The 25,490-nt window shown below is 66.4% G+C and carries 17 protein-coding genes and 1 pseudogene; 8 read left to right on the top strand and 10 right to left on the bottom strand.

Annotated elements, in window-relative coordinates:
* Window position 1: 1 nt before the first annotated feature.
* Together ACVCMG_RS13190 and ACVCMG_RS13185 are read left to right on the top strand one after the other, a co-directional pair.
* Window positions 2-163 (top strand): hypothetical protein, encoded by a 162-nt coding sequence (locus ACVCMG_RS13190; RefSeq protein WP_447114318.1) that lies wholly within the window; start codon window positions 2-4, stop codon window positions 161-163.
* 116 nt (window positions 164-279) lie between these two features.
* A complete protein-coding gene (locus ACVCMG_RS13185; RefSeq protein ID WP_447114317.1) occupies window positions 280-1,095 on the top strand; it encodes a hypothetical protein in 816 nt (271 codons plus the stop codon).
* Between the two features lie 394 nt (window positions 1,096-1,489).
* Here ACVCMG_RS13185 and ACVCMG_RS13180 read toward each other — a convergent pair.
* The 5 genes and pseudogenes from ACVCMG_RS13180 to ACVCMG_RS13160 form a co-directional block, all read right to left on the bottom strand.
* Window positions 1,490-1,858 (bottom strand): annotated as a pseudogene (locus tag ACVCMG_RS13180) (transposase); the annotation flags it as partial.
* Between the two features lie 57 nt (window positions 1,859-1,915).
* Window positions 1,916-3,892, bottom strand: a complete 1,977-nt coding sequence (locus ACVCMG_RS13175; protein WP_447114316.1) for a hypothetical protein — start codon at window positions 3,890-3,892, stop codon at window positions 1,916-1,918.
* Window positions 3,893-4,129: 237 nt separating this feature from the next.
* Window positions 4,130-4,873: a TSCPD domain-containing protein gene (locus ACVCMG_RS13170; RefSeq protein ID WP_447114315.1), complete on the bottom strand. Its 744-nt coding sequence runs from the start codon at window positions 4,871-4,873 to the stop codon at window positions 4,130-4,132.
* Window positions 4,874-4,972: 99 nt separating this feature from the next.
* A complete protein-coding gene (locus tag ACVCMG_RS13165) occupies window positions 4,973-5,551 on the bottom strand; it encodes a hypothetical protein (RefSeq protein ID WP_447114314.1) in 579 nt (192 codons plus the stop codon).
* 63 nt (window positions 5,552-5,614) lie between these two features.
* Window positions 5,615-8,899 (bottom strand): LAGLIDADG family homing endonuclease, encoded by a 3,285-nt coding sequence (locus ACVCMG_RS13160; RefSeq protein WP_447114313.1) that lies wholly within the window; start codon window positions 8,897-8,899, stop codon window positions 5,615-5,617.
* Window positions 8,900-9,253: 354 nt separating this feature from the next.
* Here ACVCMG_RS13160 and ACVCMG_RS13155 point away from each other — a divergent pair, with 354 nt between their 5' ends.
* From ACVCMG_RS13155 to ACVCMG_RS13130, 6 genes are all read left to right on the top strand, one after another.
* The gene (locus tag ACVCMG_RS13155; protein WP_447114312.1) at window positions 9,254-10,645 is read left to right on the top strand and encodes a Do family serine endopeptidase; all 1,392 of its coding nucleotides are present in this window, start codon (window positions 9,254-9,256) and stop codon (window positions 10,643-10,645) included.
* Between the two features lie 284 nt (window positions 10,646-10,929).
* Complete coding sequence (locus ACVCMG_RS13150; RefSeq protein WP_395120237.1) at window positions 10,930-12,243, top strand: substrate-binding domain-containing protein; 1,314 nt, start codon at window positions 10,930-10,932, stop codon at window positions 12,241-12,243.
* 4 nt (window positions 12,244-12,247) lie between these two features.
* Window positions 12,248-12,985, top strand: coding sequence for an HAD family hydrolase (locus ACVCMG_RS13145; protein WP_447114311.1), 738 nt, complete (start codon window positions 12,248-12,250; stop codon window positions 12,983-12,985).
* Between the two features lie 67 nt (window positions 12,986-13,052).
* A complete protein-coding gene (locus ACVCMG_RS13140; RefSeq protein WP_447106798.1) occupies window positions 13,053-14,432 on the top strand; it encodes a leucyl aminopeptidase family protein in 1,380 nt (459 codons plus the stop codon).
* A 438-nt stretch (window positions 14,433-14,870) separates the two neighbouring features.
* The gene (locus ACVCMG_RS13135) at window positions 14,871-17,747 is read left to right on the top strand and encodes a TonB-dependent receptor plug domain-containing protein (protein WP_395120239.1); all 2,877 of its coding nucleotides are present in this window, start codon (window positions 14,871-14,873) and stop codon (window positions 17,745-17,747) included.
* A gap of 102 nt (window positions 17,748-17,849) precedes the next feature.
* Window positions 17,850-19,742, top strand: coding sequence for a sulfotransferase (locus tag ACVCMG_RS13130; RefSeq protein WP_447114310.1), 1,893 nt, complete (start codon window positions 17,850-17,852; stop codon window positions 19,740-19,742).
* Between the two features lie 93 nt (window positions 19,743-19,835).
* Here ACVCMG_RS13130 and ACVCMG_RS13125 read toward each other — a convergent pair whose 3' ends face one another.
* From ACVCMG_RS13125 to ACVCMG_RS13105, 5 genes are all read right to left on the bottom strand, one after another.
* Window positions 19,836-22,085: a carboxy terminal-processing peptidase gene (locus tag ACVCMG_RS13125; protein WP_395120241.1), complete on the bottom strand. Its 2,250-nt coding sequence runs from the start codon at window positions 22,083-22,085 to the stop codon at window positions 19,836-19,838.
* Window positions 22,086-22,093: 8 nt separating this feature from the next.
* Window positions 22,094-23,104 carry a lipoyl synthase gene (lipA, locus tag ACVCMG_RS13120; RefSeq protein ID WP_395120242.1) on the bottom strand — a complete coding sequence of 337 codons (1,011 nt, stop codon included), beginning with the start codon at window positions 23,102-23,104 and terminating at the stop codon, window positions 22,094-22,096.
* Between the two features lie 11 nt (window positions 23,105-23,115).
* Window positions 23,116-23,721, bottom strand: a complete 606-nt coding sequence (gene lipB / locus ACVCMG_RS13115) for a lipoyl(octanoyl) transferase LipB (protein WP_447115419.1) — start codon at window positions 23,719-23,721, stop codon at window positions 23,116-23,118.
* A gap of 199 nt (window positions 23,722-23,920) precedes the next feature.
* A complete protein-coding gene (locus ACVCMG_RS13110) occupies window positions 23,921-24,211 on the bottom strand; it encodes a YbeD family protein (protein ID WP_395120244.1) in 291 nt (96 codons plus the stop codon).
* A complete protein-coding gene (locus ACVCMG_RS13105; RefSeq protein ID WP_395120245.1) occupies window positions 24,211-25,455 on the bottom strand; it encodes a D-alanyl-D-alanine carboxypeptidase family protein in 1,245 nt (414 codons plus the stop codon). Before ACVCMG_RS13105 ends, ACVCMG_RS13110 begins: the two co-directional genes overlap by 1 nt.
* Window positions 25,456-25,490 lie beyond the last annotated feature (35 nt).

The raw sequence follows: 25,490 nt of genomic DNA, 5'->3' as shown, positions 1-25,490 counted from the left end.
CATGTCCAAGGGCGACAAATCCTCGTACACCGCCAAGCAGAAGCGCGAAGCATCCCACATCGAGGAAAGCGAAAAGAAAAAGGGCAAGTCGGAGAAGACGGCCGAGCGCATCGCCTGGGCCACCGTGGACAAGCGCGATGATGGCGGCAAGAAGAAGTCGTGAGGGCAGCGGCTATCGACCCCGGTTCCCCACGCATCTGCCGGCAACGCCCGAACCACGGGCGCACGCCACCGGGCTGCCCCGCTATATTGCGTGGCAGGCACAACGGGGAACAGTCGATGTCCGATGGCGATGACGAAGACACAGACGGCGGCGAGTTCGGCATGTCCGTCGGCGAGGACGGCGAGGTCACCTTCGTCGGTCGCCCGCCTTGGGGCACCAAGGCCGCCAAGATCCCGGTCAACTCGAAGGCAAGCCAGGGGCCGGTCGAGGACCGCCGCCACATCCTGCACTGGCGCGAGCAACTGCGGCCGATCCTGGCCTCCGTCATGACGGCCATGTTCCAGCTGCACGGCCGCAGCGGGCCGGCGATCGAGAAGGCACTGCGCGACCCGCTGAAGGGCCGGGTGCAGCGCATCGTCGGCACCGACGCCCACGCGATCGCCGAGCGGGTGGCGAAGGAGATCAACGGTGCCGTGATCAACCTCGTCGCCGATCGCGCCGACATCAACAAGGCCATCGAACACGTGCGCGCCCGCGTGCGAAACCTGACCCGCCGATTGACCGACGACCCCGCGCTCACCGCCAAGGTCGCGAAGGCCATGCGGGAGCCCTTCCCCAACGACGCGATCATGGACGTCTACCTGGACGAGGCGGCGCAGGAGCTGCTGGGCGGGACCAGCGACAGCACCGCGATCAAGTCGCAGGTCCAGGACATCGGCTTCCAGATCGTCGGCCTGGTGCAGTCCTGCCGCGCGCCGTGCGATTTCGTGATGATGCTGCACCACGTGGCCGATTCGGTCACCTTCGACCTGTCGCAGAAAGCGGAGCGCGAACAGACTCGCCGCACGCTGGAATGGCTGCGCCGGATGGAAGCCAACGTGCGCGAACCCGCCGACATCCGCTACGAAGCACTGCTGACGCTGCTGGACTGACCGGCGACTCCCGCGCGGTACGGCGGCGAGGAAAACCGGGGGCATACACCACCCGCCGGTCGGCCGTGAGCGCCCAGGGCACGTAACTCTCCGCCGAAGTTCGCGGCAGCACGCCTTGCGGGAAATTCTGCGGAACGAAGCTGCGCGGGTCGCCAAAGCTGCGGATGAGGAGCACGGACATCGACTTGCCCCAGGACAGGAACCACCAGTGGAGACGAGCGGCACGACGCCCGCGGTGGCGCAGTTGGCCGGAATCAAGGCTGCGGAGACAGGCGACGTTACTCGCCAAGCAGCGTCACAGTCACCTCGCGGGACGCATCACGCCGCCCTGGCTTCGTCTCTCTACGGAAAGTTGCTCCCGACGCCTTTCCGATTTAATTAGCCACGTCCCCTTTAATTCGTGCTTTTCCAGCAGGTGGCGGAACTTGCACACCGTCGTCTCATCGGGCGCCGGCTCGCGTCCCAGATCAATGCCCACGAACCGCCGCATCGACGCCGAGTCGTACAACGCTTCCTCCACCGCCGGATCGCTCAGCGCGTACCACTGCTGCAGGAAGTGGATGCGCAACATGCGCTCCAGGCCCACTGGGCGACGCCCGCCTTCGGCACGTGCCTTGGGATAGAACGGTTCGATCACCGCGCACAGCTCCGACCACGGCACCACCTTGTCCATCTCGGCCAGGAACACATCTCGTCGCGTGGCCTTGCGGTGGGCTTCAAATCCACCGTCGGCTTGCGTCGCCAAGGTCAGCTGATCGGGCATCGTCTACACTCTCCAGAACAGGCCATGCTTCGACAGCAAAGCAAAATCAGAGTTTCCTTAACTTTCCTGGTTCTCAGCCGAGCCTGCCTGCGACTCCGCTACTAATCGTGCCTGTTCAAGTCCCATCAAGTAACTCCGTTGAGATGGAAACATTTTCTCAACAAGACGATCGATAACACGAGAAACGAATGGCGCCGTAATCCCCATGCCGCATATAAAGGCAACAGCAAGCACAATTTTTAGCGGCCAGCTTTGGTAGTCAGGAAAGAGAATAGCAATAAGACTAGGGACGCCCACAAAAACTGCACCGCCATACTTTAAAATTCTACGCGCACCAGCTTCATTTGTTTGCAACTTGTTAGCCTCAATAGAAATTTTCTGAGAAATATTCTCCAGATTATCTCTAGCGGTCTTTGCCAAGCCCTCGGTCACCCTTGCTTGTGTTTCCAGATTGAACTGTAGCTGCGCCAGTTGGTCATTGAAGCTAACTTGGCTAAGGGCTAGTTGTTCCTCTGCGCCTTGAACAATTTCTTGCATCGCGAGGACCATCTCTCTTCTCTCGGCATGAGCACGCTGAACCTCAACATCTCGCTCCTGGACACGAGTTTTGGCCTCTTCCACTTGCTGTATCACGGGAACAACTAGTTCCTCCTTCATGGCAGCCAGAACACGCAGCGACATATCCCCGTCGATATGCTCCGCTCCTGCCGCAGTCAAGCGCATTGGGCACAAACTCGCGCGCTTATCTGTCATGAGCGCCTCGAACTCGTTCTTGAGTTCGGGGCTCAGGCCTTCGAGGACATTGGCGATCTTTGAAATCACATCCTTGCGAGGGAGAACTGCCGATGAGCAATTCGCAATGAGCCTACGCCGTGAAAGATTTTCGCTAAGCTTGAAGCCGGAGACAAACCAAAAGAAGCCGGCAATCTGTCCATCCGTCACGATCGTAAAGCGAGGGTCTGGTGCACCACGCCCCACCGACAGAGCCCTGTTCACCCTCTTCACGAGGACTGAATTGCGCGTTACGAAAACGGTCCCCGCCTCGAAAAGTGAAGCTGCAAGCCGCTGCTCACCTTTAAGCCGAGCAACCACTGCTACGCTCATGGAATCACGGATGCGCGCGTCGAGGTGCTCATGCAGATCCCCAATTGCATTTCGAACTTGGTCTACGCGTTCTTCGGGAAAAAATTTCTTGAATCTCGCTTCTTCGTATATTCGCGAAGGCAAGATTGCTATCCCAAGGTCTTTTATTCGGGATTCGAGCGAATCCATGACCGTGATTGCGTATAATTTGTGCCCAGCAACCGTTTTAAATCGCTGTGCAAGCGGCCCAAACGCGTCGCCCCTAGCGTAAGCGCCCAACGTACTTTTTATACTACGTCGAATTTCGTCAACCGAATGGTCAAAGACCGCAAGCCGAACGCCTTCGGAAATAAAAAGATCAACAAGCCCTTCGGCGTATGACTTATGTTCGGGAGTGTTCAGATCAAGTAAGTCCATAACTAATGGACTATCTAAAACCACCCTAAGGTTATGTTCCGCAGGCCTAACAGTTGGCGTCGCGAGCCCCGAAACCGCCTCTGCAATGAGCGAGCCATAAGATATCTTGGCAATCTCTTCAAAGACGTCGGGGGCAGCATCGTTTGCAGTGAGGACAAACTCCGCCACTAGGTAGTCAAGGAATAGCTCGTCTTTAACTGTGGCGTCGATCGCTCCCAATCCGAGCAGGCCTTTCAGTCGTCTCCGCTTTTTTTCTGGGTCCTCGTCAACAAAAACTGATGAGAATTCCGGACGAGCCAAGCGAGCCAGAAAAGCATCCTCTAATTGCTTCTCGCTAAATCGCCTATTCGTTTGCGCGAGCCTTTCCTTCGCCCACCTGGAAAAAAGCTCTAGAATTTTTACAATTTCCGACTCATCAATGGACTCAGGCGCCCACTCAAAGTTTGCGACCTCGTACTTGTGAGGAATGGGCTCAACAAGCAAGCCCATTTCCGATAGAGCTTCTTTAAGCGCACTCGCGATTGTATGGCTCATCTCTAAGCCATACGTAGTCTCATATCTAGACGAAAACTCGGACGGGTCAAAGACTTGGCCGACTCGGTCATGAAGGAGGGGTGCAAATAGCGGAAACAGCCCACGGATTGGATCGCCCGAATTGCTATACGCATCTGCCACTAGGGCGAAAGCTACAAGCGGGCTACCCATTCCCTGACTCCCCTGTCAGCAGGCTACTAAGGTTGGAGTGCGACTAATATGACGGCAACTCGACATTCACCCGCACTTCGAATACCCGCAATTCAAACAAGTCTGGCAGTTGTCCATCAGCACCAGCGCCTTGGTGTTGCACTTGTCGCACATCATCGAACCGGGCGGGAAGGTCAGCGTCTCGGCGCCGGTCGACGCGGCGCTCACGCCGGCGTCAGCGTTTTTTTTTGAGTCCAGCGCCTCGTAGGCGGCGCGCTTCTCGGCGATCAGCTTGCGGGTGGCCTCATCCATCTCCGGATCATGGATCAGCCCGATGTTCTTCATGTGCTGCTCCACCACCGAGCCGATCTCGGCGACGATGCTGGGCATGTAGACGCCGCCGGCCTTGAAGTAGCCGCCGCGGGGGTCGAACACGGCTTTCAGCTCTTCCACGATGAACGTCACGTCGCCGCCCTTGCGGAACACGGCGGAGAGGATGCGGGTGAGTGCCACGATCCACTGGAAGTGGTCCATGTTCTTCGAGTTGATGAAGATCTCGAAGGGGCGGCGCTGCTCGTACTTGGTGCCGGCGTTGAGCACGATGTCGTTGATGGTGACGTACAGCGCGTGCTCGAACAGCGGCGACTTGACCTTGAAGGTGGAGCCGACCAGGGTTTCCGGCCGCTCGACACTCTCGTGCATCTGGATCACTTCGGCCTGCTTGGGCGCGGCAGGGGTGGCCTGCTTTGCGCTGCCGGCCGCATCGGCAACCTTGTCCTCGGGCTTGACCACGTTGTAGCCGGTGATCTTCTTGTCGATCTTGATTGCCATGGGATTCGCTTCTTTGCTGGGGTGCGCCGCAATGGCGGCGACGTGTGACATGAAAAACCATCCGGCCCGGCGCGACGCCGGGCCGGATGGAGGTACGGCTTACTTCTTCTTGCTGGCAGTGGACCTCTTGGCTGCCCTGGGGGCGGCCTTCTTCTTGCTGGCGGACTTCTTTGCCGCCGCCTTCTTCGGGGCCGCCTTGCGGGCGACCGACTTCTTGCCTGCCGCCTTGCGGGCGGGCTTGGCGCGCTTGACGGCGGCTTTCTTGACCGCCTTCTTCGCCACTTTCTTCGCGCTCTTGCGCACCGCCTTCTTCGGGGCCGCCTTCTTCACCGACTTCCTTGCCGCTTTCTTGGCGGCAGCCTTCTTCGGCGCGGCCTTCCTGGCTGCAGCCTTTTTCTTGGGAGCCGCTTTCTTCGCGGCGGCCTTCTTCTTAGGCGCAGCCTTCTTGGTCGCGGCCTTCTTCTTCGGAGCCGCCTTCTTCGCGGCCGCCTTTTTCTTCGGCGCCGCCTTCTTCGGCGCGGCCTTCTTCACTGCGGCCTTGCGGCGTGCCGGGGCCTTCTTCGCCGGGGCCGCGGCGGGTGCGGCCGGCGCTACCTCGGGCAGCACGGGCAGCACGACGGCGGGTGCCTCGGCGGCCGCTGGGTTGTTGTTTGACTCAAGCTCGTTGTCGATGGACATAACTGGTGTTCCCCTCCGATGAATGTCAGTACGTGCCGTGGCCCTCGGGAAACTGCGCGCAGTTCAGAACTTGCCGTAGTAACCCTCCTTCAAGGCATCGAAGAGGTTGGCGGCCGAGTGCATCTCGCCGTCGTATTCCACCTGCTCATTGCCTTTCAGTTCGACAACACTACCGTCCTCCAGCTCGAAGCGGTAGAGGGTGTTTTCAAGGTCCGATTCCTTGACCAGCACACCCTGGAAAGCGGCGGGGTTGAAGCGGAACGTGGTGCATCCCTTGAGCCCCTGCTTGTAGGCGTAGAAGTAGATGTCCTTGAAGTCTTCGTACGGGTAATCGGTGGGCACGTTGGCGGTCTTGGAGATCGACGAATCGATCCATTTCTGCGAGGCGGCCTGGATGTCCACGTGCTGCTTCGGGCCGATGTCGTCGGCGGAGACGAAGTAGTCGGGCAGCTTGTGCGCGGCGTCGTCGGTGAACGGCCTGGCCTCGGCGTTGATCAGCGCGCGGTAGGCGAGCAGCTCGAAGCTGAGCACCTCGACCTTCTCCTTGGATTTCTTGCCTTCGCGGATCACGTTGCGCGAGTAGCTGTGCGCGAAGCTCGGCTCGATGCCGTTGCTGGCGTTGTTGGCCAGGCTGAGTGAGATGGTGCCGGTGGGCGCGATCGAGGTGTGGTGGGTGAAACGCGCGCCGGTCTCGGCGAGTTGCTCGACCAGCTCCGGCGCCACCGTGGCGATGCGCTGCATGTAGCGGCTGTATTTCGCGTGCAGCACGCGGCCGGGGATGGTGTCGCCGATCTTGTAGCCGTCGGCCGCCATTTCCGGGCGCTTGCGCAGCATGTCGCCGGTGACGGTGTAGTCGCGCAGCAGCACCGGCGCGGCGCCCTTCTCTTTCGCCAGCTCCAGCGCCACTTCCCAGCCGGCCAGCGCCATCTCGCGCGAGACGTCCTCGGTGAACGCCACCGCCTCGGGGCTGCCGTAACTCTGCTTGAGCATGGTCACGGTGGAGCCCAGGCCCAGGAAGCCCATGCCGTGGCGGCGCTTGCCCATGATCTCGTTGCGCTGCTGCTCCAGCGGCAGGCCGTTGATCTCGACCACGTTGTCGAGCATGCGGGTGAACACCTTGACCACCTCGCGGTATTCCTCCCAGTCGAAACGCGCCTTGGGCCCGAACGGGTCGCGCACGAACTTGGTCAGGTTGACCGAGCCGAGCAGGCACGAGCCGTAGGGCGGCAACGGCTGTTCGCCGCAGTTGTGCGCGTGCAGGCCGTTGCCGTCGAAGGTGTTGATGCCGGGTACCTGCACGTCGTAGACGTCCTCGACGCCATCGGCCTGCAGCGATTGCACGGTGGCAACAAAGCGCTCGCGGTTGAGGTGACGCTTGTAGCCCGACAAGGCGGCCTTCAGACGCGCGGCCTTGTCGCTGTCGGCAAAGCCGATCAATTCGGCGAAACGCGGCAGCGACTCGCCGGCAATCACCAGCTCGTGCTGGGCCCGGGTGGCATAGGCATGCCTGCCGCCATGACCATCGGGCAACAGGCTTTCACCTGCGACACGGCGGTCGCGATAGATCCGTGACGGCATGCCCAGGCGCAGCAGCATGCGCTGTACCGCTTCCAACCGCGGCAGGTCCGACTGCGCCAGGCGCACGGACACGCCCTTGGCCTGGCTGCCCTGCACCGAACCGTCGGCGTCGAAGAAGCCGCGCAAGAAGCCGCGATAGGCCTCGCTCGACGCCTGCTCCAGCGCCGGCGTGATCGCCTTGTCGCCCGGATTCATGCCGAACTCGAACGCAAGGTCACGCAGCGCGGCGGACTTCATGCGGAACTCGCCGCGGCCGGCCACTTCCGACCAGCCGGTGAAATCGGCACGGTGCGGCAGCGTCCGGGCGCAGCGCAGGGCTTCGGCCATCAGCGCACGGGTACCGCCATCCACCGAGCCGTTCATCACGGCGGCCTGCGGCCACACCGACAACACCGCGGCCTCGTGCTTGAGCGTGCCGTCACCGACCAGCAGGCCGAGCAGGTAGCCCTGCTCCCCGGTCAGCGCACCGGGCCACTGCGCGTTGGCGCGGTGATCGTTGAGCAGCACGCGGTCGCCAGGCTGCAGCGCGCCGGCGGCGCACCACTCGGTGTCCACGCTCCAGCGGGTCAGGCGCGACACGCGGCGCACGCGGTGGTCCTCGGTCAGGCGCAGGCGGTGGCCTTCCTCGGTCTGCAGCGCCAGCACCGGCTTGGTCGCGGTGCGGAAGAAACCCTCGGCGCCAGTGGCGTGATCGTTGCCGTCCACGCGGGCCATGAAGCCTCGACCGAGCAGGTCACTGACCTGGCGCGGGCCTTCGGCGGTCTGCACCCAAGTGTCGGCCGTGACGCAGGGGTTGGTCGCGCGGATGTGCTCGCACCACCAGTTGTTGTTCATCTCGTTGACCTTGTCGATCAGGATGAACCCGGGCTCGGCGTAGTCGTACGTCGAGACCATGATCATGTCCCACAGGTGCCGCGCGCGGATGTGGCTGTAGATCTTGCAGGCGACCAGGCCGTCTTCGCGGTCGACGTAGTTCTCGTGGGTCGGCCATTCGCGCCAGACGACCTTGCTCGGGTCGTTGACGTCGATCTCGTCCTTCTCCTTGACGTGCACCGGGAATACCAGCGGCCAGTCCTGGTCGTTTTCCACCGCGTCCATGAAGCCGTCGGTGATCAGCAGGCTGAGGTTGAACTGGCGCAGGCGGCCGTCCTCGCGCTTGGCGCGGATGAACTCCTTGGCGTCCGGATGGCTGATGTCGAAGGTGCCCATCTGCGCGCCACGGCGGCCGCCGGCGCTGGAGACGGTGAAGCACATCTTGTCGTAGATGTCCATGAACGACAGCGGGCCGCTGGTGTACGCGCCGGCGCCGGAGACATAGGCGTTGCGCGGACGCAGGGTGCTGAACTCGTAGCCGATGCCGCAACCGGCCTTCAGGGTGAGGCCGGCCTCGTGCACCTTCTCCAGGATGTCGTCCATCGAATCGTGGATGGTGCCCGAAACGGTGCAGTTGATCGTGCTGGTGGCCGGCTTGTGCGCCAGCGCGCCGGCGTTGGAGGTGATGCGGCCGGCGGGGATGGCCCCGCGGCGCAGCGCCCACAGGAAACGCTCGTACCAGTGGCCGCGCAGCTCGTCGGTGGCTTCCACGTCGGACAGCGCGCGCGCCACGCGCTGGTAGGTCTCGTCGATGCTGCCGTCGACCGGCTCGCCGGTCTTGGTCTTCAGGCGATACTTCTTGTCCCAGATGTCCCACGAGGCGGGTTGCAGCGGGATGTCCACGGCAGCATCGCGGCCGGTGGCGGGGTGGTTGGCTGGCGCACGCATTGTGCTCATCGTTTTGCTGACCTCTCGGTGTGGCCTCGCGGCCCCCGTTGATTTTTATTGGGATGTAAGGGTGTCGCTCGCGACGCGACGGCGACGAAGATCACGGGCGGGAACGACCTCCCGGCCTGCCCGCCCCCTGGCTTTCCGACAACAGTGGCTCCTCCCCAAGAACGCCGCGGTTGGCACCAGTGCTAGTCTCGGCATTGGCGCTTCAACACAAGATGTTGTGGTTGTTACCAAGGGAGGAAGTTAACCCTGCCGCTCCGGGAAGTAAAGTCCTGCGAGCGGCATCGGCCGGCGGGAACCCGCACGCCGCCGATCGGTCGAACCAGCGCCGAACTCACCCCCGCCAAGGAGCCCCTCATGTCGCCTCGCCATCCCTCCGTGCCGTCGTGGTTGACCGGCTTGCTGGCCGCGCTGGTGATCGCGTTCGGCACGCTGCCGGGCGCCGGCCGCGCCGCCACCTTGCCGGCGGCGATCGACGGCCAGCCGATGCCGTCGCTGGCGCCGATGCTGACCCGGGTGACGCCGGCGGTGGTGAACATTTCCAGCACCACCCACGTGCCGGTGCGCGATGCGTATTTCGACGACCCGATGGTGCGCCAGTTCTTCGGCCTGCCGCCCACGCCGCGCGAGCGCGTGGAGCAGAGCCTGGGTTCGGGCGTGATCGTGGACGCCGCCAGGGGCTACATCCTGACCAACAACCACGTGGTCGCCGGTGCCGACGACATCAGCGTGACGCTGCAGGACGGGCGCAGCTTCAAGGGCAAGCTGATCGGCACCGACCCGGCCACCGACGTGGCGGTGGTGCAGATCCGGGCCAGCGACCTGCACGCGCTGCCGATGGCCGACTCCTCCACCCTGCGCGTGGGCGACTACGTGGTGGCGGTGGGCGAACCGTTCGGCCTGGGCCAGACGGTGACCGCCGGCATCGTCTCGGCGCTGGGGCGCTCGGGCCTGGGCGATTCGAGCTACCAGAACTTCATCCAGACCGACGCCTCGATCAACCCGGGCAACTCCGGCGGCCCGCTGGTGAACCTGCGCGGCGAGCTGGTCGGCATCAACACGATGATCTTCTCGCCCTCGGGCGGCAACGTGGGCATCGGCTTCGCGATCCCCAGCAACCTCACCGCCGAGGTGATGAAGCAGCTGATCGCGCATGGCAAGGTCGAGCGCGGCAGCCTGGGCCTGCAGGCGCAGGCGATCACCCCGCGCATCGCCCAGGCGCTGGGGCTGAAGGAGAGCAAGGGCGTGGTGGTGACCGGCGTCGGCGACGGTTCGGCCGCCGCGCGCGCCGGGCTGCAGCCGGGCGACGTGCTGACCTCGCTCAACGGCAAGCCGCTGCAGAGCGTGCAGCAGCTGCGCAACACCGAAGGCCTGCTGCCGCTGGGCAGCAGCCTGCAACTGGGCATCGTGCGCGACGGCCAGCCGCGCCAGGTCAATGCGACGCTGAGCGCCGAGAAGCTGGCCAGCCTCGACGGCGGCCAGCTCGACCCGCGCCTGGCCGGCGTGCGTTTCAGCGAGCTGAGCCAGAGCCAGCGCGACCAGGGTTGGTACGGCGCCGCCGTCAGCACGGTGCAGCCGGGCAGCCGCGCCGCCCAGGCGGGACTGCGTGCGGGCGACGTGGTGGTCGGCATCGGCAACCAGCGCCTCACCAGCCTGCGCATGCTGCGCGGGCTGGCCGGCGTGCGCCTGCGCCAGTTGGTGCTGGTGGTGGCCGATACAGACGGCAGCCACTACGTACTGATCAACTGACGACGCGGCAAAGCGACCGCGCGAAAAACCGGACGTGGGTCGCGTGAACGGCGTGTTCGCGCGCACGCTCTGTGACGCATCGTCACGCAAACGCCAGAAATCGCTTGATATTGTGGGTTCAGGCCGATCCAATATCCTGACGGCTTGTCGAACGCGCCGCGCGTCGGCTGCATATCCGCTTTCGATCACGCACCTTCGTCAAGTCGCCAGACGGGTGGGCCGGCCCGATCGGCCAGCTCATCCGCCCATGTCATGAGTTCATCACGCCGGGGTTTCGCATCATCATGTCCGTACGCTTTGCTCGCCTGTTCTGCCTCGCCCTGATCGGCGCCTGTTTCTCCACCGCGGCAACCGCGGCCACCAAGTCCGGCAGCCTGGTCTGGCGCGGCGACGACGCCACCGCCAACGCGGTGATGAACGAAGTGGGCAAGGCATGGACGAAGGCCGGCCACGGCCGCATCGAGCTGCAGCCGTTCAACACCGCCTCGGGCCTCGACGCGGTGAGCAACGGCACCGCCGACCTCGCCGGCAGCGCGCGCCCCTCCGACGGCAGCGCGCAGAACGACCGGCTGACCTTCACCCCGGTGGCCTGGAGCGGCCTGGTAATCATCACCCAGGCGTCCAACCCGATCGGCAGCCTCACGCTGAAGCAGGTGCACGACATCTACTACGGCAAGATCCACAACTGGAGCGAAGTCGGCGGCCGCAACGCGCCGATCGACGTCTACGCGGTGGCCAGCCCCGGCGACGGCGTGGAGTACAGCCTGCGCAGCCTGCTGTTCGGCCGCGGCAACCAGCCGGTCGCCGCGCCGCGGCTGTACGTCAACACGCGCAAGCTGGAAGAAGGCATCGCGCTGAACCCGAACGGCCTGGGCGTGGCCATGCTGGCCGGCATCAGTGACAACCCCAAGCTGAAGGCGATCCCGATCAACGGCCGCACGGCGACCACGGCGAACATCGCCAACGGCAGCTACCCGCTGTTCATCCCGCTGTACCTGGTCACCAACCCGCACAGCGCCAAGGCCGAGCAGGCGCAGGATTTCGTGGACTTCCTCAAGACCGAGCCGGCCAAGGCTGCGCTGCGTCGCCACGGCGTGCTGCCCTACGACGACGGCGCGCGGCTGGCGGCGATGGATGCCGAGCGCCGCAGCACGATCCTGGCCGAAGTCGGCGCGCGCGCGCGGTCGCAGGGCACGCCGATCTCGGCGCCCGGCGCCACCTACGCGTCCCGCGCCGCCATCGCGCCCACGTCGGAGCGCACGGTGCAGGCCCGCAACGCGCTGGAAGCGCGCCGCGAGCGCGCGGCGAACGATGCACGGCTGGAGCGCGTCAGCGGCAGCGTCAGCAACGTCGCCGTGACCGGCGTCGAGCGCGCCAGCGGCTCGGCCACCACGGTGAGCCAGGCCAACGGCAAGAATTTCCGCGGCGTCAGCGCCGACGCCACGCAGACCCATTCGACGTACAAGGTGGTGCGCGGCGACACGCTGTCCTCGATCGCCAAGGCACATTCGGTCGAGGTGGCGCAATTGCGCGCGTGGAACCAGCTCAAGAGCGACCACCTGCAACAGGGCCAGGTGTTGCGCGTCAGCAAGCGATAACCGGGTGAGCCGCGCCGCAGAGGCGGGCGCCGGCAGGGTCCAGCGTCCGCTGGCGCTGACGCTGGATCTGGACGACACGCTGTGGCCGGTGCTGCCCGCGCTGGAACGGGCCGACCGGGCCGTCGACGCCTGGCTGCAGCAGCACCATCCGGAGGTGGCGCGTGCGTGGCCGATCACCGCGATGCGGCAACTGCGCGCCAAAGTGGCCGCCGAGCGGATCGACCTGGCGCACGATTTCACCACCCAGCGCCAGCTGACCCTGCGCCATGTGTTCGAGGCCAGCGGCATCGCCGATGCGCCGGTGGACGCGTTGTGGGAAATCTATTTCGCCGCGCGCAACCAGGTGGAGCTGTTCCCCGATTGCCCAAGCGCACTGGAACGCATCGCCGCACGCTGGCCGCTGGCGAGCCTGACCAACGGCAACGCCGACCTGCGCCGCATCGGCATCGAGCGGCATTTCCGCCATCAGGTCTGCGCCCGCGACCATGGCGTGGGCAAGCCCGACCGCGCCATCTTCCTTGCCGCAGCCGCCCTGCTCGGCGTCGAACCGGGACAGGTGCTGCACGTGGGCGACGACCCCGCGCTGGACGTGGCCGGCGCGCGCGACGCCGGCTTGCGCACGGCGTGGATCAATCGCCAGGGCGAACCGTGGCCACCCGGCATGGGCCCGCCGCCGGATCTCGACCTGCCCGACCTGGCGGCGCTGGCCGACTGGCTGGAAGCCTCTTCCCGCCGCGACTGACGCCGTTGCGATTGTTCTTCGACGCGGGCATGTCCATCATGGGCCATTTCCCCGCAAGGATTTGCCCATGTCCGCCCTGATCGAACGCCGCCCTGGCCAGCGCCATGGCATCCCCGTCGAGACCACCGACGCCGCGCACCTGGCGGTCAGTCGCCGCCGGCTCGATGCGACGCAGCGGCGCTGGCTCGGCGACAGCGGCTTCGACGCGGCGCCCGGCACGTTCGCTCTGGTGCCCGACGCGGCCGGCAAGCTGGCGCGCGTGCTGGTCGGCGTGGCGCCGGCCGATCCGCTGGCCGCGCTGGCCGGCCTGCCCTGCCACCTGCCCGAAGCCACCTACGAACTGGCCGCCGAAGGCGTGCTCGCCGACACCGCGCTGGCCACGCTGGGCTGGGCGCTGGGCGCCTACCAGTTCACCCGCTACCGCGCAGCCAAACGCGCCCCGGCGCGGCTGATCGTGGCGGCCGAGGAACTGGCCCGGCTGGCCCCGCTGGTGGAGGCCACCTCGCGCGTGCGCGACCTGGTCAACACGCCCACGCAGGACATGGGTCCGGAGCAACTCGGCGAGGCGATAAAGACCCTGGCCAAGGCACACAAGGCGAAGCTGCGCGACTGGGTCGGCGACGAACTGCTCAAGGCGAACTTCCCCACCATCCACGCCGTGGGCCGCGCCAGCCATCGCGCGCCGCGGCTGGTCGAACTGAGCTGGGGCAAGCCCGACCATCCCAGGCTGGTGATCGTCGGCAAGGGCGTGTGCTTCGACACCGGCGGCCTGAACCTCAAGGGCGGCGAAGGCATGCGCTGGATGAAGAAGGACATGGGCGGCGCCGCGCACGCGATCGCGCTGGCCGGGCTGGTGATGCAGGCCAACCTGCCGGTGCGGCTGACCCTGCTGGTGCCGGCGGTGGAGAACGCCGTGGCCGGCAACGCGATGCGCCCGGGCGAGGTGATCACCACCCGCGCCGGCCATACCGTGGAAGTGGACAACACCGACGCCGAAGGCCGGCTGATCCTGTGCGACGCGCTGGCCTACGCCGGCGAACAGCAACCGGCGCTGATCATCGACTTCGCCACCCTCACCGGCGCCGCCCGCGTGGCGCTGGGCCCGGATCTGCCGGCCCTGTTCGCCAACGATGACGCGCTGGCCGACGCGGTGCTGCAGGCCGGTAACGCCGTGGCCGACCCGCTGTGGCGGCTGCCGCTGTGGCGTCCGTACCGGCGCATGCTGGACTCCCACCTGGCGGACTTCGCCAACTCCAGCGCCTCGCGCCACGCCGGCGCGATCACCGCCGCGCTCTATCTCGAACGCTTCGTCCCCGACGGCACGCCGTGGCTGCACCTGGACACCTACGCCTGGAACGACGCCGACCGCCCCGGCCGCCCCCGCGGCGGCGAGGCAATGGGCCTGCGCGCGGTGTTCGCGTTCCTGCAGGAGCGTTACGGACACTGAGAGGCTGAGCGGTTTTCAACCCCTCGGACCAGCCCCGGCGAGGCATGGCTGTCCGAGTGGAGGCAAGGCAGGAGCAATGGCCCGATGCCCGAGTCGAGGCAACAGGAGCGGTTGTCCGAAGGCTGGACATGAAACAGGCGTCCTGGTGACTGTTCCACGTGAGCGAGTCCGGGCCTGTAACGGGCTCGCGACAGGAGGAAACCACGGGAGGCGGTTTCCTTCACAAGCTCCGGGGCGCCCCCGCCGACCTCGACGCCCGATACCCCGTTCCGCCCGGTGCCGTGCGCAGTGGTGCGACGAAGCCTCGGGGGAGTAACCTCTCGAACGTTGGGCGTGGTCCGAAACTGGTTGCGACATTGCCTGAGGGGGGACAAGGGGCACCAGTGGACGCGCTCGACATTACAGGGCCGAGCCATCACCACTGGGGAAAGAAACCACATGAAATACGACTTGAATCACCTGTCACTGGCTGTGCGTCTCGCATTGACCGCCGGGATGCTCTCGGTCGCCGGCGGGCTGCAGGCCCAGACGACGACCACCAATCCGCCCACGACGGATCAGGCCACGCCGGCCTCCAAGGACAAAGCCAAGACGCTGAACGCCGTGGTGGTCACCGGCTCGCTGATCCGCCGCGTGGACGTGGAAACCGCCAGCCCGGTGGTGACCATCGACCGCGAGGCCATCACCAACTCCGGCAAGCCCACCCTGGGCTACGTGCTGCAGGACATGCCGGCGATCTCCGGCAACGCCACCAACCCCTCCAACAACAGCAACGGCGGCGGCGTCGCCAGCCCGCTGCTGGAAGCCGGCGGCGGCGCCTCGCGCGTCTCGCTGCGCGGCCTGGGCATCAACCGCACGCTGGTGCTGGTGGACGGCCAGCGCATGGTCAACTCGGACATCAACATGCTGCCGCCGGACATGATTGACCGCGTCGACGTACTGGCCGAAGGCGCCTCCACCGTGTACGGCTCCGACGCCATCGGCGGCGTGGTCAACTTCATCCTGCGCAAGGATTTCCAGGGCGTCCAGTTCAGCCTGAACGACGGCATCTCCAGCCACGGCGATTCGCAGCGTCGCGGCTTCAACCTGACCGGCGGCATGTCCGGCGACAACTACAGCATCGTCGGCGGCCTCGACTACAACAAGTACGACGCCACGCTGGCCTCGCAACGCGACTTCTCGCGGCAGCAGCTGTACCTGTCCAGCGGCACCATCATCGCCGCCGGCTCCAGCTCGATCCCGACCGGCCGCATCCAGCTGCCGGCCTCGATCGCCAGCCAGTACGGCTGCGCGATCAACTCGTCCGGCACCGCCAACGTCACGCTTGCCACGGGCGACGGCTCCAGCCTCGGCGACTACCGGTGCCGGCTCGGTTCGGACACCTACAACTATGCCGCGCTCAACTACATGCAGACCGCGCAGAAGCGCACCAACGGCTTCGTGCTGGGCAGCTACGACCTGACGCCCAACCTCAAGGCCTACGTCAACGCGTTCTACAACCGCACCGAATCCAGCGGCCAGGATGCCCCCTCGCCGGTCGGTACCGGTGACGGCCTGATCATCTCCTCCAGCAACCCGATCAACCCGTTCGGCGTCACCTTCAGCCAGAACGCGGTGCCGGGCGACCCGAACAGCGGCTACAACTTCCAGACCCGCCTGACCGGCGCCGGCACCCGCGTGCACAGCTACAAGACCGACAACGCGCAGATCAACACCGGCCTGCGCGGCAACTTCGGCCAGGACAGCAGCTGGATCTGGGACGCGTCGATCAACTACAGCCACAGCAAGCGCGACCAGCGCGACACCAACGAGGTGGACATCCCCGCCCTGCAGGCGGCGGTCGATGCCGGCGCCAACATCTTCAACCAGGCCGACCCGGCGGTGGGCAAGCTGCTGAGCGCCGGCGTGAAGACGCCGATCTATGTCATGACCAACTCGACCAAGCAGGCGCAGTTCGACGCCAGCGGCGACCTGTGGGACCTGCCCGCCGGCGCCATGCAGCTGTCGGTCGGCGCGCTGTACCGCAAGCAGACGATGAAGTACACGGTGAGCCCGTTCGCGGTGCTCGACCCGGTCACCACCCAGTGCCAGATCCTGCAGGAAGCATGCGGCTCGCCCGCCAGCGGCAGCTACAACGTCAAGGAGATCTACGCGGAAACCCTGATCCCGCTGCTCGCCGATGCGCCCGGGGCGCAGTCACTGAACATCGACCTGGGCGTGCGCTCCTCCAACTACAGCACCAGCGGCAGCACCACCAACGGCAAGGTCGCGATCGAATGGAAGCCGGTGGCCGATCTGCTGGTCCGCGGTACCGTCTCGCAGGTGTTCCGCGCGCCGAACCTCAACGAGCTCTACGACGGCCGCACCCTGGTGCAGCCCACCCTGAACGACCCCTGCGTCAACCTCAGCGCGGCCGATCTGGCCCAGCATGCCGCGGCCTGCCAGTACGTGCCGGTCAACTGGGGCGGCAACTCGCCGGCGCAGGTCAACACGTTCTATTCCGGTGCCGCCACCGTGGGCAACTCGCTGAAGCCGGAAAAGGGCAAATCCATCGACCTCGGCCTGGTCTACTCGCCGGAGTGGCTGCCCGGCTTCTCCACCAGCCTCGACTTCTGGCACATCTACCTGTCCGACACGTTGACCGCGATCACCGGCGACCTGGTCGTCAGTTCGTGCTTCAACAACAGTGCCAGCCCGTACTGCGGGCTGATCCATCGCGAGGACACCACCAGCCGCCAGCCGGGCCAGGTGTTCCTGATCAACACGCCGGTGGTCAACCTTGGCACGCTGAATACGTCGGGTGTCGACTTCACCTTGCGCTACAAGGTGCCCCACTTCAACATGGGCAGCGTGGACCCGGGCGACTTCCAGGTGGGCCTCAACAGCAGCTACACCTCCACCTACAGGAACAACGCCACCCCCGGCGAGCCGGGCGCACAGGCCATCGACTACGCCGGCACCTACAGCCAGCAGTTCGGCAACATCTCGCGGCTGCGCGGCACGGTCACGCTGAACTGGAGCAAGGGCAACTGGAACGCCCAGTGGCAGTCGCGCTACATCAACAGCCTGACCGCGCTCAACACGGATGCGGCCATTCCCGGCGTGAACATTCCGATCGCCTCGGTGACCTACCACTCGATCCAGCTCGGCTACGCGGTGCCGTCGATCCACACCCGCTTCGACGTCGGCGTGGACAACATCGCCGACAAGGCACCGCCGCTGATGTATCAGAACGGTTCCAACTACAACGTGGACGTCTCCACCTACGACGTGCTCGGTCGCTACTACTGGGCCCGCGCCACCGTGAAGTTCTGATGTCCTAGCTCCATCGCAGTCGTTGCAAACCCCCAGGAGGGCCGCGGGCAAACCGCGGCCCTCTTGCATAATGGGCGCCGGACACCATCCCACCGAGGCCGCATGCCCCCGCCCCCGCCCGCCGCCGATCCGCCCGGCACTCCGGCCAGCACGCTGGCCGCCGCCATGGCCAGCGCGTGGAATGCAGGCGACGCAGAGCGCGTCATCGAACTGGCGGCGCAGGCGGCGGATGCCGCCGGCGACGACGAAGGCGTGCTCGTCCTGCTCGGCGTGGCGCAACAGGCCACCGGCCGGCACGCACGGGCGGCCGCCACGTTCAACCGCCTGTGCCAGTTGCGACCGGCCGTCTCGGCCTACTGGAACAACCTCGGCGTGGCCTCTCGCCTGGCCGGCGACCTCGCCGCGTCCGGACAGGCCTTGCGTCAGGCCCGGCAGCTCGCGCCGGGCGATGCGGAGGTGCACTACAACCTCGGCCTGCTGTACACCCAGCAACGCGATTGGCCGGCGGCACGGCAGGCGTTGCTGGAAGCGGTCAGTCTCGCCCCGTCATTCATCGAGGCCCGCCTGCAGGCGGCCTACGCCTGCTACGTCTGCGGCGACAACGCGGCGCAGGAGGAAATGCTCGACGGCGCCGGCGAGTGGCCGCCGCAACCCGCCGAACAGGCGCTGATACTGGCCGCCATGTTGTCGGTGCAGGGCGCTTCCGAGGCGGCCCTGCGCACGCTCGCGCGCGCGCAGTTGCCGCCGACGGAGGCCGCGGCCGCTCCGCTGCGCCTGCGCATCGCCGCCCAGCGCGTGGTGTTGCACGAGCGCAGCAACCAGGTCGAACGCGCACAGCAGGACCTGCAGCAACTGCCGCTGGCCGCGATCGACGCCCTGCCGCCGGGCGCCGTGCAAGCGCGCGCCGACGGCTGGCGCGCGCACGCCGCGATGGCCTCACGCAACGGCGCGCACGCCGAGGCAGCGGCGCTGTACCGGCGCGTGCTGGCGCTGCCGCTCGACGACGAGAGCCGGGCCAGCGTCGGTTTCGGCCTCGCCATCGCCTGCGACCGGCTGGGCCGCCACGCCGAGGCATGGGACGCGTTGCAGGCGGCGCACGCGGCGCAACTGGAGATCGCCCGCCAGGTCGTGCCGGAGCGACTGGCGGCGGACAGCCAGCCGCTGCCGCTGGCGGACTGCGTGGTCGAACCGCACGACTACGCCCGCTGGACCGAGCTGCGCGCCCCCGGCTCCATGGAGAGCCCGGTCTTCGTGGTCGGCTTTCCGCGCTCGGGTACCACCTTGCTGGAACAGATGCTCGACGCCCACCCGGATTTCCGGTCCATGGACGAGCGTGCCTACATCCATGAGCTGATCGAAAGCATGGAACGCGTCGGCCAGCGCTATCCCGCCGATCTCGCCTCACTGAGCCAGGACGATGCCGATGCCCTGCGCCGCAGCTATCGCCGACGGGTCGCGCAGGTGCGCCCCGACCTCGGGCCGCGCCGGCTGGTCGACAAGAACCCGCTCAACATGCAGTGCCTGCCGATGATCATGCGGCTGTTTCCGCAGGCACGGATCATCCTCTGCCTGCGCCATCCCTGCGACGTGTTGCTCAGCTGCAGCATGCAGTCGTTCCGCTCGCCGGCGTTCATGGTGCTGTGCTCCTCCCTGCCGCGCCTGGCGCAGGGCTACGCGCGCGCCTTCACCCAATGGCAGCGCGATGTCGAGGTGTTCTCCCCGCAGGTGCTGGAGTGGCGCTACGAATCCGTGGTGGAGCAGTTCGGCGACCAGGCGACACGACTGGCGCAGTTCCTGGACCTGGCCGATGCCGCGCCCCTGCAGCGCTTCGCCGAGCATGCGCGCGAGAAGCACATCAGCACGCCCAGCTACGCGCAGGTCACCCGCGGCGTCTATCGCAAGGCGGTGGGACGCTGGCGCGACTACCGCGAGCATTTCGAACCGGTGTTGCCCGTGCTGCAACCGTGGCTCGAACGCTTCGGCTACGACGGGTAGGAAACGGCCCGCGGGACAAGCGCCTGCGGACCGCAGGCTCCCGCACGCACCACGACAGGCAGTGCCGCCTTGTCGTCGTGCGCAGCGGGATACTCAGTGCGCCGGGCTGCTCGCGGACGGCGCGGGGGTGGTTACGCTGGCCAGTGCGTGCGGCGAGAACTTGCCGCCGTAAGGCAGCACCTCGCTGGCCAGTTTCGGGTCGGCCTTGATCATGCCGATCGCGTCGAACAGGATGTGCGCGGTCTCCTGGAGCTGCGGGTCCTTGGCGTTCTTGGCGTCCTTCTCTTCCTTCAGCTCGCTCTTGATGCTGCGCTCGTTGGGGTTGAGGCCGTCGTCCAGCGTGCTGCCCGCCTCCGGCAGGGCCGCGTCGCTGCCGTCGATGGCGACGTGCCGCGCGCGGAAGGCGGCCTGCATCTGCTCCTGCTGCTTGCGCTCGGCTTCGCGGGTGGCCAGGTTCAGCGAGATCGTGGTCATGTCGCGCATCTTCTTGTACTGCGCCAGCTCGTCCAGCATCAGCTTCCACGCCGGCGATTGCGCCGCACGCTGGTCGTGCTGCTTGAGCAGCTGCGGCAGGTAGGCGGAGAGGTTCGCCACCGGCTGGTAGTCGGCCGGCGGAATCTGCGTCCACGGCAGCGCGTTGTCGTAGGTCGATTCGCCGAAGTCCTTCTCGTCGCCGTTCTTCGGGAACTCGATGTCCGGGGTGACGCCCTTGAGCTGGGTGGAACCGCCGTTGATGCGGAAGAACTCCTGGATCGTCATCTTCAGTTCGCCCAGCTGCGGCTTCTCGCTGTCGCCGGAGGCGAACTTGTCCAGGTCCACCAGGGTCTGCACGGTGCCCTTGCCGAAGGTCGGCTCGCCGATGACCAGGCCGCGGTGATAATCCTGGATCGCCGCGGAGAAGATCTCCGAGGCCGAAGCCGTGCCGCGGTTGACCAGCACCGCCAGCGGACCGCTCCAGGCCATGCCTGCATCGTCGTCGCCCTGCACCTGGACTTCGCCGTGCGAGCCGCGCACCTGCACCACCGGGCCCTTGTCGATGAACAGGCCGGTCATCGAATCCGCCTCGGCCAGCGAGCCGCCGCCGTTGTTGCGCAGGTCCACCACGATGCCCTGCACGCCTTCCTGCTTGAGCTCGGCGATCAGCTTGGCCACGTCGCGGGTGGTGCTGCGGTAATCCTTGTCGCCGGCGCTGCGCGCGCCGAAATCGGAGTAGAACGAGGGCAGGTCGATCACGCCGATCTTGCGGGTGACCGCGCCGTCCTTGATCTCGATGACCTTCTTGCTGGCCGCGGCATCCTCCAGGTTGATCTTGTCGCGCACCAGGGTGATCAGCTCGTGCTTGCCGTCCGGGCCGACATCGGCGGGCAGCACTTCCAGCCGCACCACCGTTCCCTTCTTGCCGCGGATCAGCGCGGTGACGTCGTCGATGCGCCAACCGACCACGTCCACCATTGCGCCCTTGTCGCCCTGGCCCACCGCCACGATGCGGTCGCCCGGCTTGAACTTGTGCGACTTCATCGCCGGGCCGCCGGGGATCAGCTTGACGATCATGGTGTAGTCGTCGCGCGACTGCAGCTGCGCGCCGATGCCCTGCAGCGACAGGCTCATCGCGATGTCGAAGTTGGCCGCCGCCTCCGGGCCGAGGTAGTCGGTGTGCGGGTCGGTGGATTCGGCGTAGGCGTTCATGAAGGTCTGGAACGCGTCGGCGCTGTTGATCTGCCGGATGCGGTCGATGTAGCCGCTGTAGCGCTTGTCCAGCGTCTTGCGGATGTCCGCGTCGTCCTTGCCGGCCAGCTTCAGACGCAGCCAGTCGTTCTTGGTGCGCTTGCGCCAAAGGTCCTGCGCGGCGGCCTCGTCCTTCGGCCAGGCGGCGTCCTTGCGGTCGACCTCGTAGCTCTCGTCGCGGCTGAGGTCGAAGCCGTTCTTCAGCAGCTCGCGGGCGTAGCTCATGCGCTGCACGGCGCGCTGCAGGTACAGGTTGAAGATGGCGAACGGCGCGGAGAGGTCGCTGTTCCAGATCGCGTCGTCGAACTTGCTCTTCAGTGGCGCGAACTTGTCCATGTCGGCCTGGGTGAAGAACACCTTGTCGCCGTCGAGCATCTTGAAATATGCCTTGTAGATGCGCGCGGACATCGCGTCATCCAGCGGCTGGGCGTCGTAGTGGAAGCGGGTCAGGAAGCGCGCGGACAGTTGCGCGGCCTGGGCCTGTTCGGCCGTGGGCTCCAGCGGCCAGGTGGCCGCCTTGCGCGGCTGGGGGCCGGCACCCAGGTCGGCCGCGGACTGCGCAAAGGCGCAGCTGGCGGAGAGAACGAACAGCAGGACCAGCGCGGGGCGAAGTTTCATGGGTGCTCTCAGGCGGATTCGGTGACGCCGGCGGCATGCGCCTGCAGGTCGGCGTGATAGGACGATCGCACCAGCGGGCCGGAGGCGACGTGATGGAAGCCCATGGCTTCGCCGGCTTCGCGCAGCGCGTGGAATTCCTCGGGCGTCCAGTAGCGCAGCACCGGGTGGTGGTGCGGCGTGGGCTGCAGGTACTGGCCGATGGTGATCATCTCCACATCGTGGTCGCGCAGGTCGCGCAGCGTCTGCAGCACCTGCTCGCGGGTCTCGCCCAGGCCGAGCATGATGCCGGACTTGGTCGGCACCTGCGGGTGCTGCGCCTTGAAGCGCTTGAGCAGGTCCAGCGACCACTGGTAATCGGCGCCGGGGCGCACCTCGCGGTACAGATGCGGCACGGTTTCCAGGTTGTGGTTGAACACGTCCGGCGGGAATGCCTTGAGCACCTCCAGCGCCCGTTCCATGCGGCCCTTGCCGCGGAAATCGGGGGTGAGGATCTCGATGCGGATGGCCGGGCTGGCATGGCGCACCGCGCGGATGCAGCTGGCGAAGTGCGCCGCGCCGCCGTCGCGCAGGTCGTCGCGGTCGACCGAGGTGATCACCACGTACTTCAGCCGCATGTCGGCGATGGTCTGCGCCAGGCGCGCCGGCTCCAGTTCATCCGGCGGCTGCGGCCGGCCATGCGCCACGTCGCAGAACGAGCAGCGCCGCGTGCACACCTCACCGAGAATCATGAAGGTGGCGGTGCCGTGGCTGAAGCATTCGTGGATGTTGGGGCAGGAGGCCTCCTCGCATACGGTCACCAGCGCGTTCTCGCGCAGGCGGGCCTTCAGCTGCTGCACCGCGTTGCCCTGCGGCAGGCGCACGCGGATCCAGTTGGGCTTGCGCAGGGTCGGCACGCTGGTGTCGAAACCGGCGCGGTTCAGCGCGATCTTGTCGCTGCCGAGCTGTTTCTCCACCGTGCCGGTGCCGGCCACGACCTGGATCGGAATGGATTTGGACAAGGGGGCGCTGGTTTCGCTCATGGGAGAGGAGTTCAGACCGCGGCGCGCGCGGGGAGTTCGGGAATCAGGGGGGCAGCGGGCGCGGCGACGAAGCTGAACTGGCGGCAGAACTCGTCGGCCAGCACCGTCTCGACGTCCGCCAGCTGCGACGGACCGCCCAAGTCTACCAGTTGCGTGACCGCCAAACCCTTGTAGCCGCAGGGGTTGATGCGTTCGAACGGCTCCAGGTCCATGGCCACGTTGAAGGCCAGCCCGTGGAAACTGCAGCCGCGACGCACGCGCAGGCCGAGCGCGGCGATCTTGGCCTCGCCCACGTACACGCCGGGGGCGCCTTCGCGGCGCGCCGCCGCCACCTGCCAGTGCGCCAGCGTGTCGATCAGCGCCTGCTCGATCCGCCGCACCAGCTCGCGCACGCCCACGCCGATGCGGCGCAAGTCGATCAGCGGGTAGCCGACGATCTGGCCGGGCCCGTGGTAGGTCACCTGCCCGCCGCGGTCGACCGGGATCACCGGGATGTCGCGCGGCGCCAGCACGTGCTCCATCTTGCCGGCCTGGCCCAGGGTGAACACCGGGTCGTGCTCCAGCAGCCACAGCTCGTCCGGCGTGTCGGCGGTGCGGTTGTCGGTGAACGCGCTCATCGCCTGCCAGGTCGCCGCGTAGGGCTGGCGGCCGAGACGGCGGATGGCCAGGGGCCGGAATTCGGGATGGGGGGTTCGGGATTCGTGGTTCACGACGAGCTTGTGGCCTTGCAATTCTTCTGGTTCAAGAGCCGCCGAACCCATGCGACGCGGAGGCTCGGGACGCGGCTCTTGCGAATCCCCATCCCGAATCCCGGCCTCACAACGTATACCGGACATCCGCATCGGCGCGCAGTGCGTGATGCGCTGCTTCGTACTGCTCGCGGTTGTCGCAGCGGAAGGTGACCGTGACCGAGACGAAATTGCCGGCGCCGGAATGGCGGTGACGCACGGTTTCGTGCAGCACGTGCAGACCGGCGCGTTCGAGCAGTTGCGGCACGTGGCGGGGCAGGTCGGCGCTGGCGCTGCCCACGGCGGTGATCTCGAACTCGCCGGGGAACTGGAAGCCCCGGCCTTGCCGCTTCGCCTTGTCGAAGTCGATCGGTTGCATCACTTGGCGCTCGGCGCCTGCTCGGTGTTGCCGGTGTCCTTGTGGAACCAGAGCAGGATGCTGTCCCACAGGCGCGAGAAGAAGCCACCCTGCGGCGCGTCGGCCAGTGCGACCAGCGGCACCGTCTGCAGCGCCTGGCCATCCAGGCTGATGCGCAGGCTGCCGATCTGCTGGCCCTTCTTGAACGGCGCGATCAGGGTCGAGGGGATGTCCATCACCGCCTTGAGCTTGTCGTACTGGCCGGTCTTGACGGTGACCAGCACGTCGCTGGCCACGCCGATCGGCAAGGTGTCCGCCTCGCCCTTCCACAACCGCGGCGTCGCCAGCGGCTTGCTGGTGTCGTACAGCTTGTGCGTCTCGTAGAAGCGGAAGCCGTAGTTGAGCAGGGCCATCGCCGAATCGGCGCGCGCCTTGTTGGAGCTGGCGCCCATCACCACCGCGATCATGCGCTCGTCGCCATGCTTGGCGGACGCCGCCAGGCAGAAGCCCGCGTCGGCGGTGTGCCCGGTCTTGATGCCGTCCACGGCCGGATCGCGCCAGAGCAGCTCGTTGCGGTTCTGCTGCTTGATGCCGTTCCACTCGTACGACTTGATCGCCGAGATGGCGTAGTCGTCCGGAAAGTTGTGGATCAGCGCGCGCGACAGGATCGCGACGTCGCGCGCGGAGCTGTAGTGGTTCTGCACCGGATAGCCGGAGGCGTTGGAGAAGTGCGAGTTGGCCATGCCCAACTGCTTGGCGTAGGCGTTCATCAGGTTGGCGAAGGCATCCTCCGAACCGGCGGTGTGCTCGGCCAGCGCGATTGCCGCGTCGTTGCCGGACTGCACGATCATGCCCTTGAGCAGGTCCATCAGCGGCACCTGGCTGCCCAGCTTGAGGAAACTGGTGGAGCCGTCGGTGCCGGCACCGCCGCCGCGCCACGCATGCTCGCTGATGGTGATCATGTCGCTGGTGTGGATGCGGCCGTTGGCGAGCTCGGCCGACACCACGTAGTCGGTCATCACCTTGGTCAGCGAGGCCGGCGCGCGACGCGCATCGGGATCCTTCGAGGCAAGTATCTGGCCGGTGGCGTAGTCCATCAGCACCCAGCTGGCGCCATCGACGTCCGGCGGCGGCGGCACCGGTGCGGCCGGCATGGCCGGGCGCGGCACGGGCGACGGATGGGGCGGGGTCTGCGCCATCGCGGCGCCGACCAGCAGGACGGCAACGGCGGCAAACGGCATCAGGGTGCGTCGAAGAAAGTTCATCGTGTTTTCGAGTCCGGTTTTTTCGAGGATCGGCG

Source organism: Rhodanobacter sp. UC4451_H18 (genome assembly GCF_052978225.1).
Note: the sequence above shows the minus strand (reverse complement) of the source record. Positions and strands in the feature narration are given on the sequence as shown.

Coding starts and splice junctions, on each gene's coding strand:
- ACVCMG_RS13160 (WP_447114313.1), bottom strand. CDS start 8,899: ATGAGCACAATGCGTGCGCCAGCCAACCACCCCGCCACCGGCCGCGAT.
- ACVCMG_RS13125 (WP_395120241.1), bottom strand. CDS start 22,085: ATGAAACTTCGCCCCGCGCTGGTCCTGCTGTTCGTTCTCTCCGCCAGC.
- ACVCMG_RS13170 (WP_447114315.1), bottom strand. CDS start 4,873: ATGGCAATCAAGATCGACAAGAAGATCACCGGCTACAACGTGGTCAAG.
- lipB (WP_447115419.1), bottom strand. CDS start 23,721: ATGAGCGCGTTCACCGACAACCGCACCGCCGACACGCCGGACGAGCTG.
- ACVCMG_RS13190 (WP_447114318.1), top strand. CDS start 2: ATGTCCAAGGGCGACAAATCCTCGTACACCGCCAAGCAGAAGCGCGAA.
- ACVCMG_RS13150 (WP_395120237.1), top strand. CDS start 10,930: ATGTCCGTACGCTTTGCTCGCCTGTTCTGCCTCGCCCTGATCGGCGCC.
- ACVCMG_RS13110 (WP_395120244.1), bottom strand. CDS start 24,211: ATGCAACCGATCGACTTCGACAAGGCGAAGCGGCAAGGCCGGGGCTTC.
- ACVCMG_RS13105 (WP_395120245.1), bottom strand. CDS start 25,455: ATGAACTTTCTTCGACGCACCCTGATGCCGTTTGCCGCCGTTGCCGTC.
- ACVCMG_RS13140 (WP_447106798.1), top strand. CDS start 13,053: ATGTCCGCCCTGATCGAACGCCGCCCTGGCCAGCGCCATGGCATCCCC.
- ACVCMG_RS13135 (WP_395120239.1), top strand. CDS start 14,871: ATGAAATACGACTTGAATCACCTGTCACTGGCTGTGCGTCTCGCATTG.
- ACVCMG_RS13165 (WP_447114314.1), bottom strand. CDS start 5,551: ATGTCCATCGACAACGAGCTTGAGTCAAACAACAACCCAGCGGCCGCC.
- ACVCMG_RS13155 (WP_447114312.1), top strand. CDS start 9,254: ATGTCGCCTCGCCATCCCTCCGTGCCGTCGTGGTTGACCGGCTTGCTG.
- ACVCMG_RS13175 (WP_447114316.1), bottom strand. CDS start 3,892: ATGAGCCATACAATCGCGAGTGCGCTTAAAGAAGCTCTATCGGAAATG.
- ACVCMG_RS13185 (WP_447114317.1), top strand. CDS start 280: ATGTCCGATGGCGATGACGAAGACACAGACGGCGGCGAGTTCGGCATG.
- lipA (WP_395120242.1), bottom strand. CDS start 23,104: ATGAGCGAAACCAGCGCCCCCTTGTCCAAATCCATTCCGATCCAGGTC.
- ACVCMG_RS13130 (WP_447114310.1), top strand. CDS start 17,850: ATGCCCCCGCCCCCGCCCGCCGCCGATCCGCCCGGCACTCCGGCCAGC.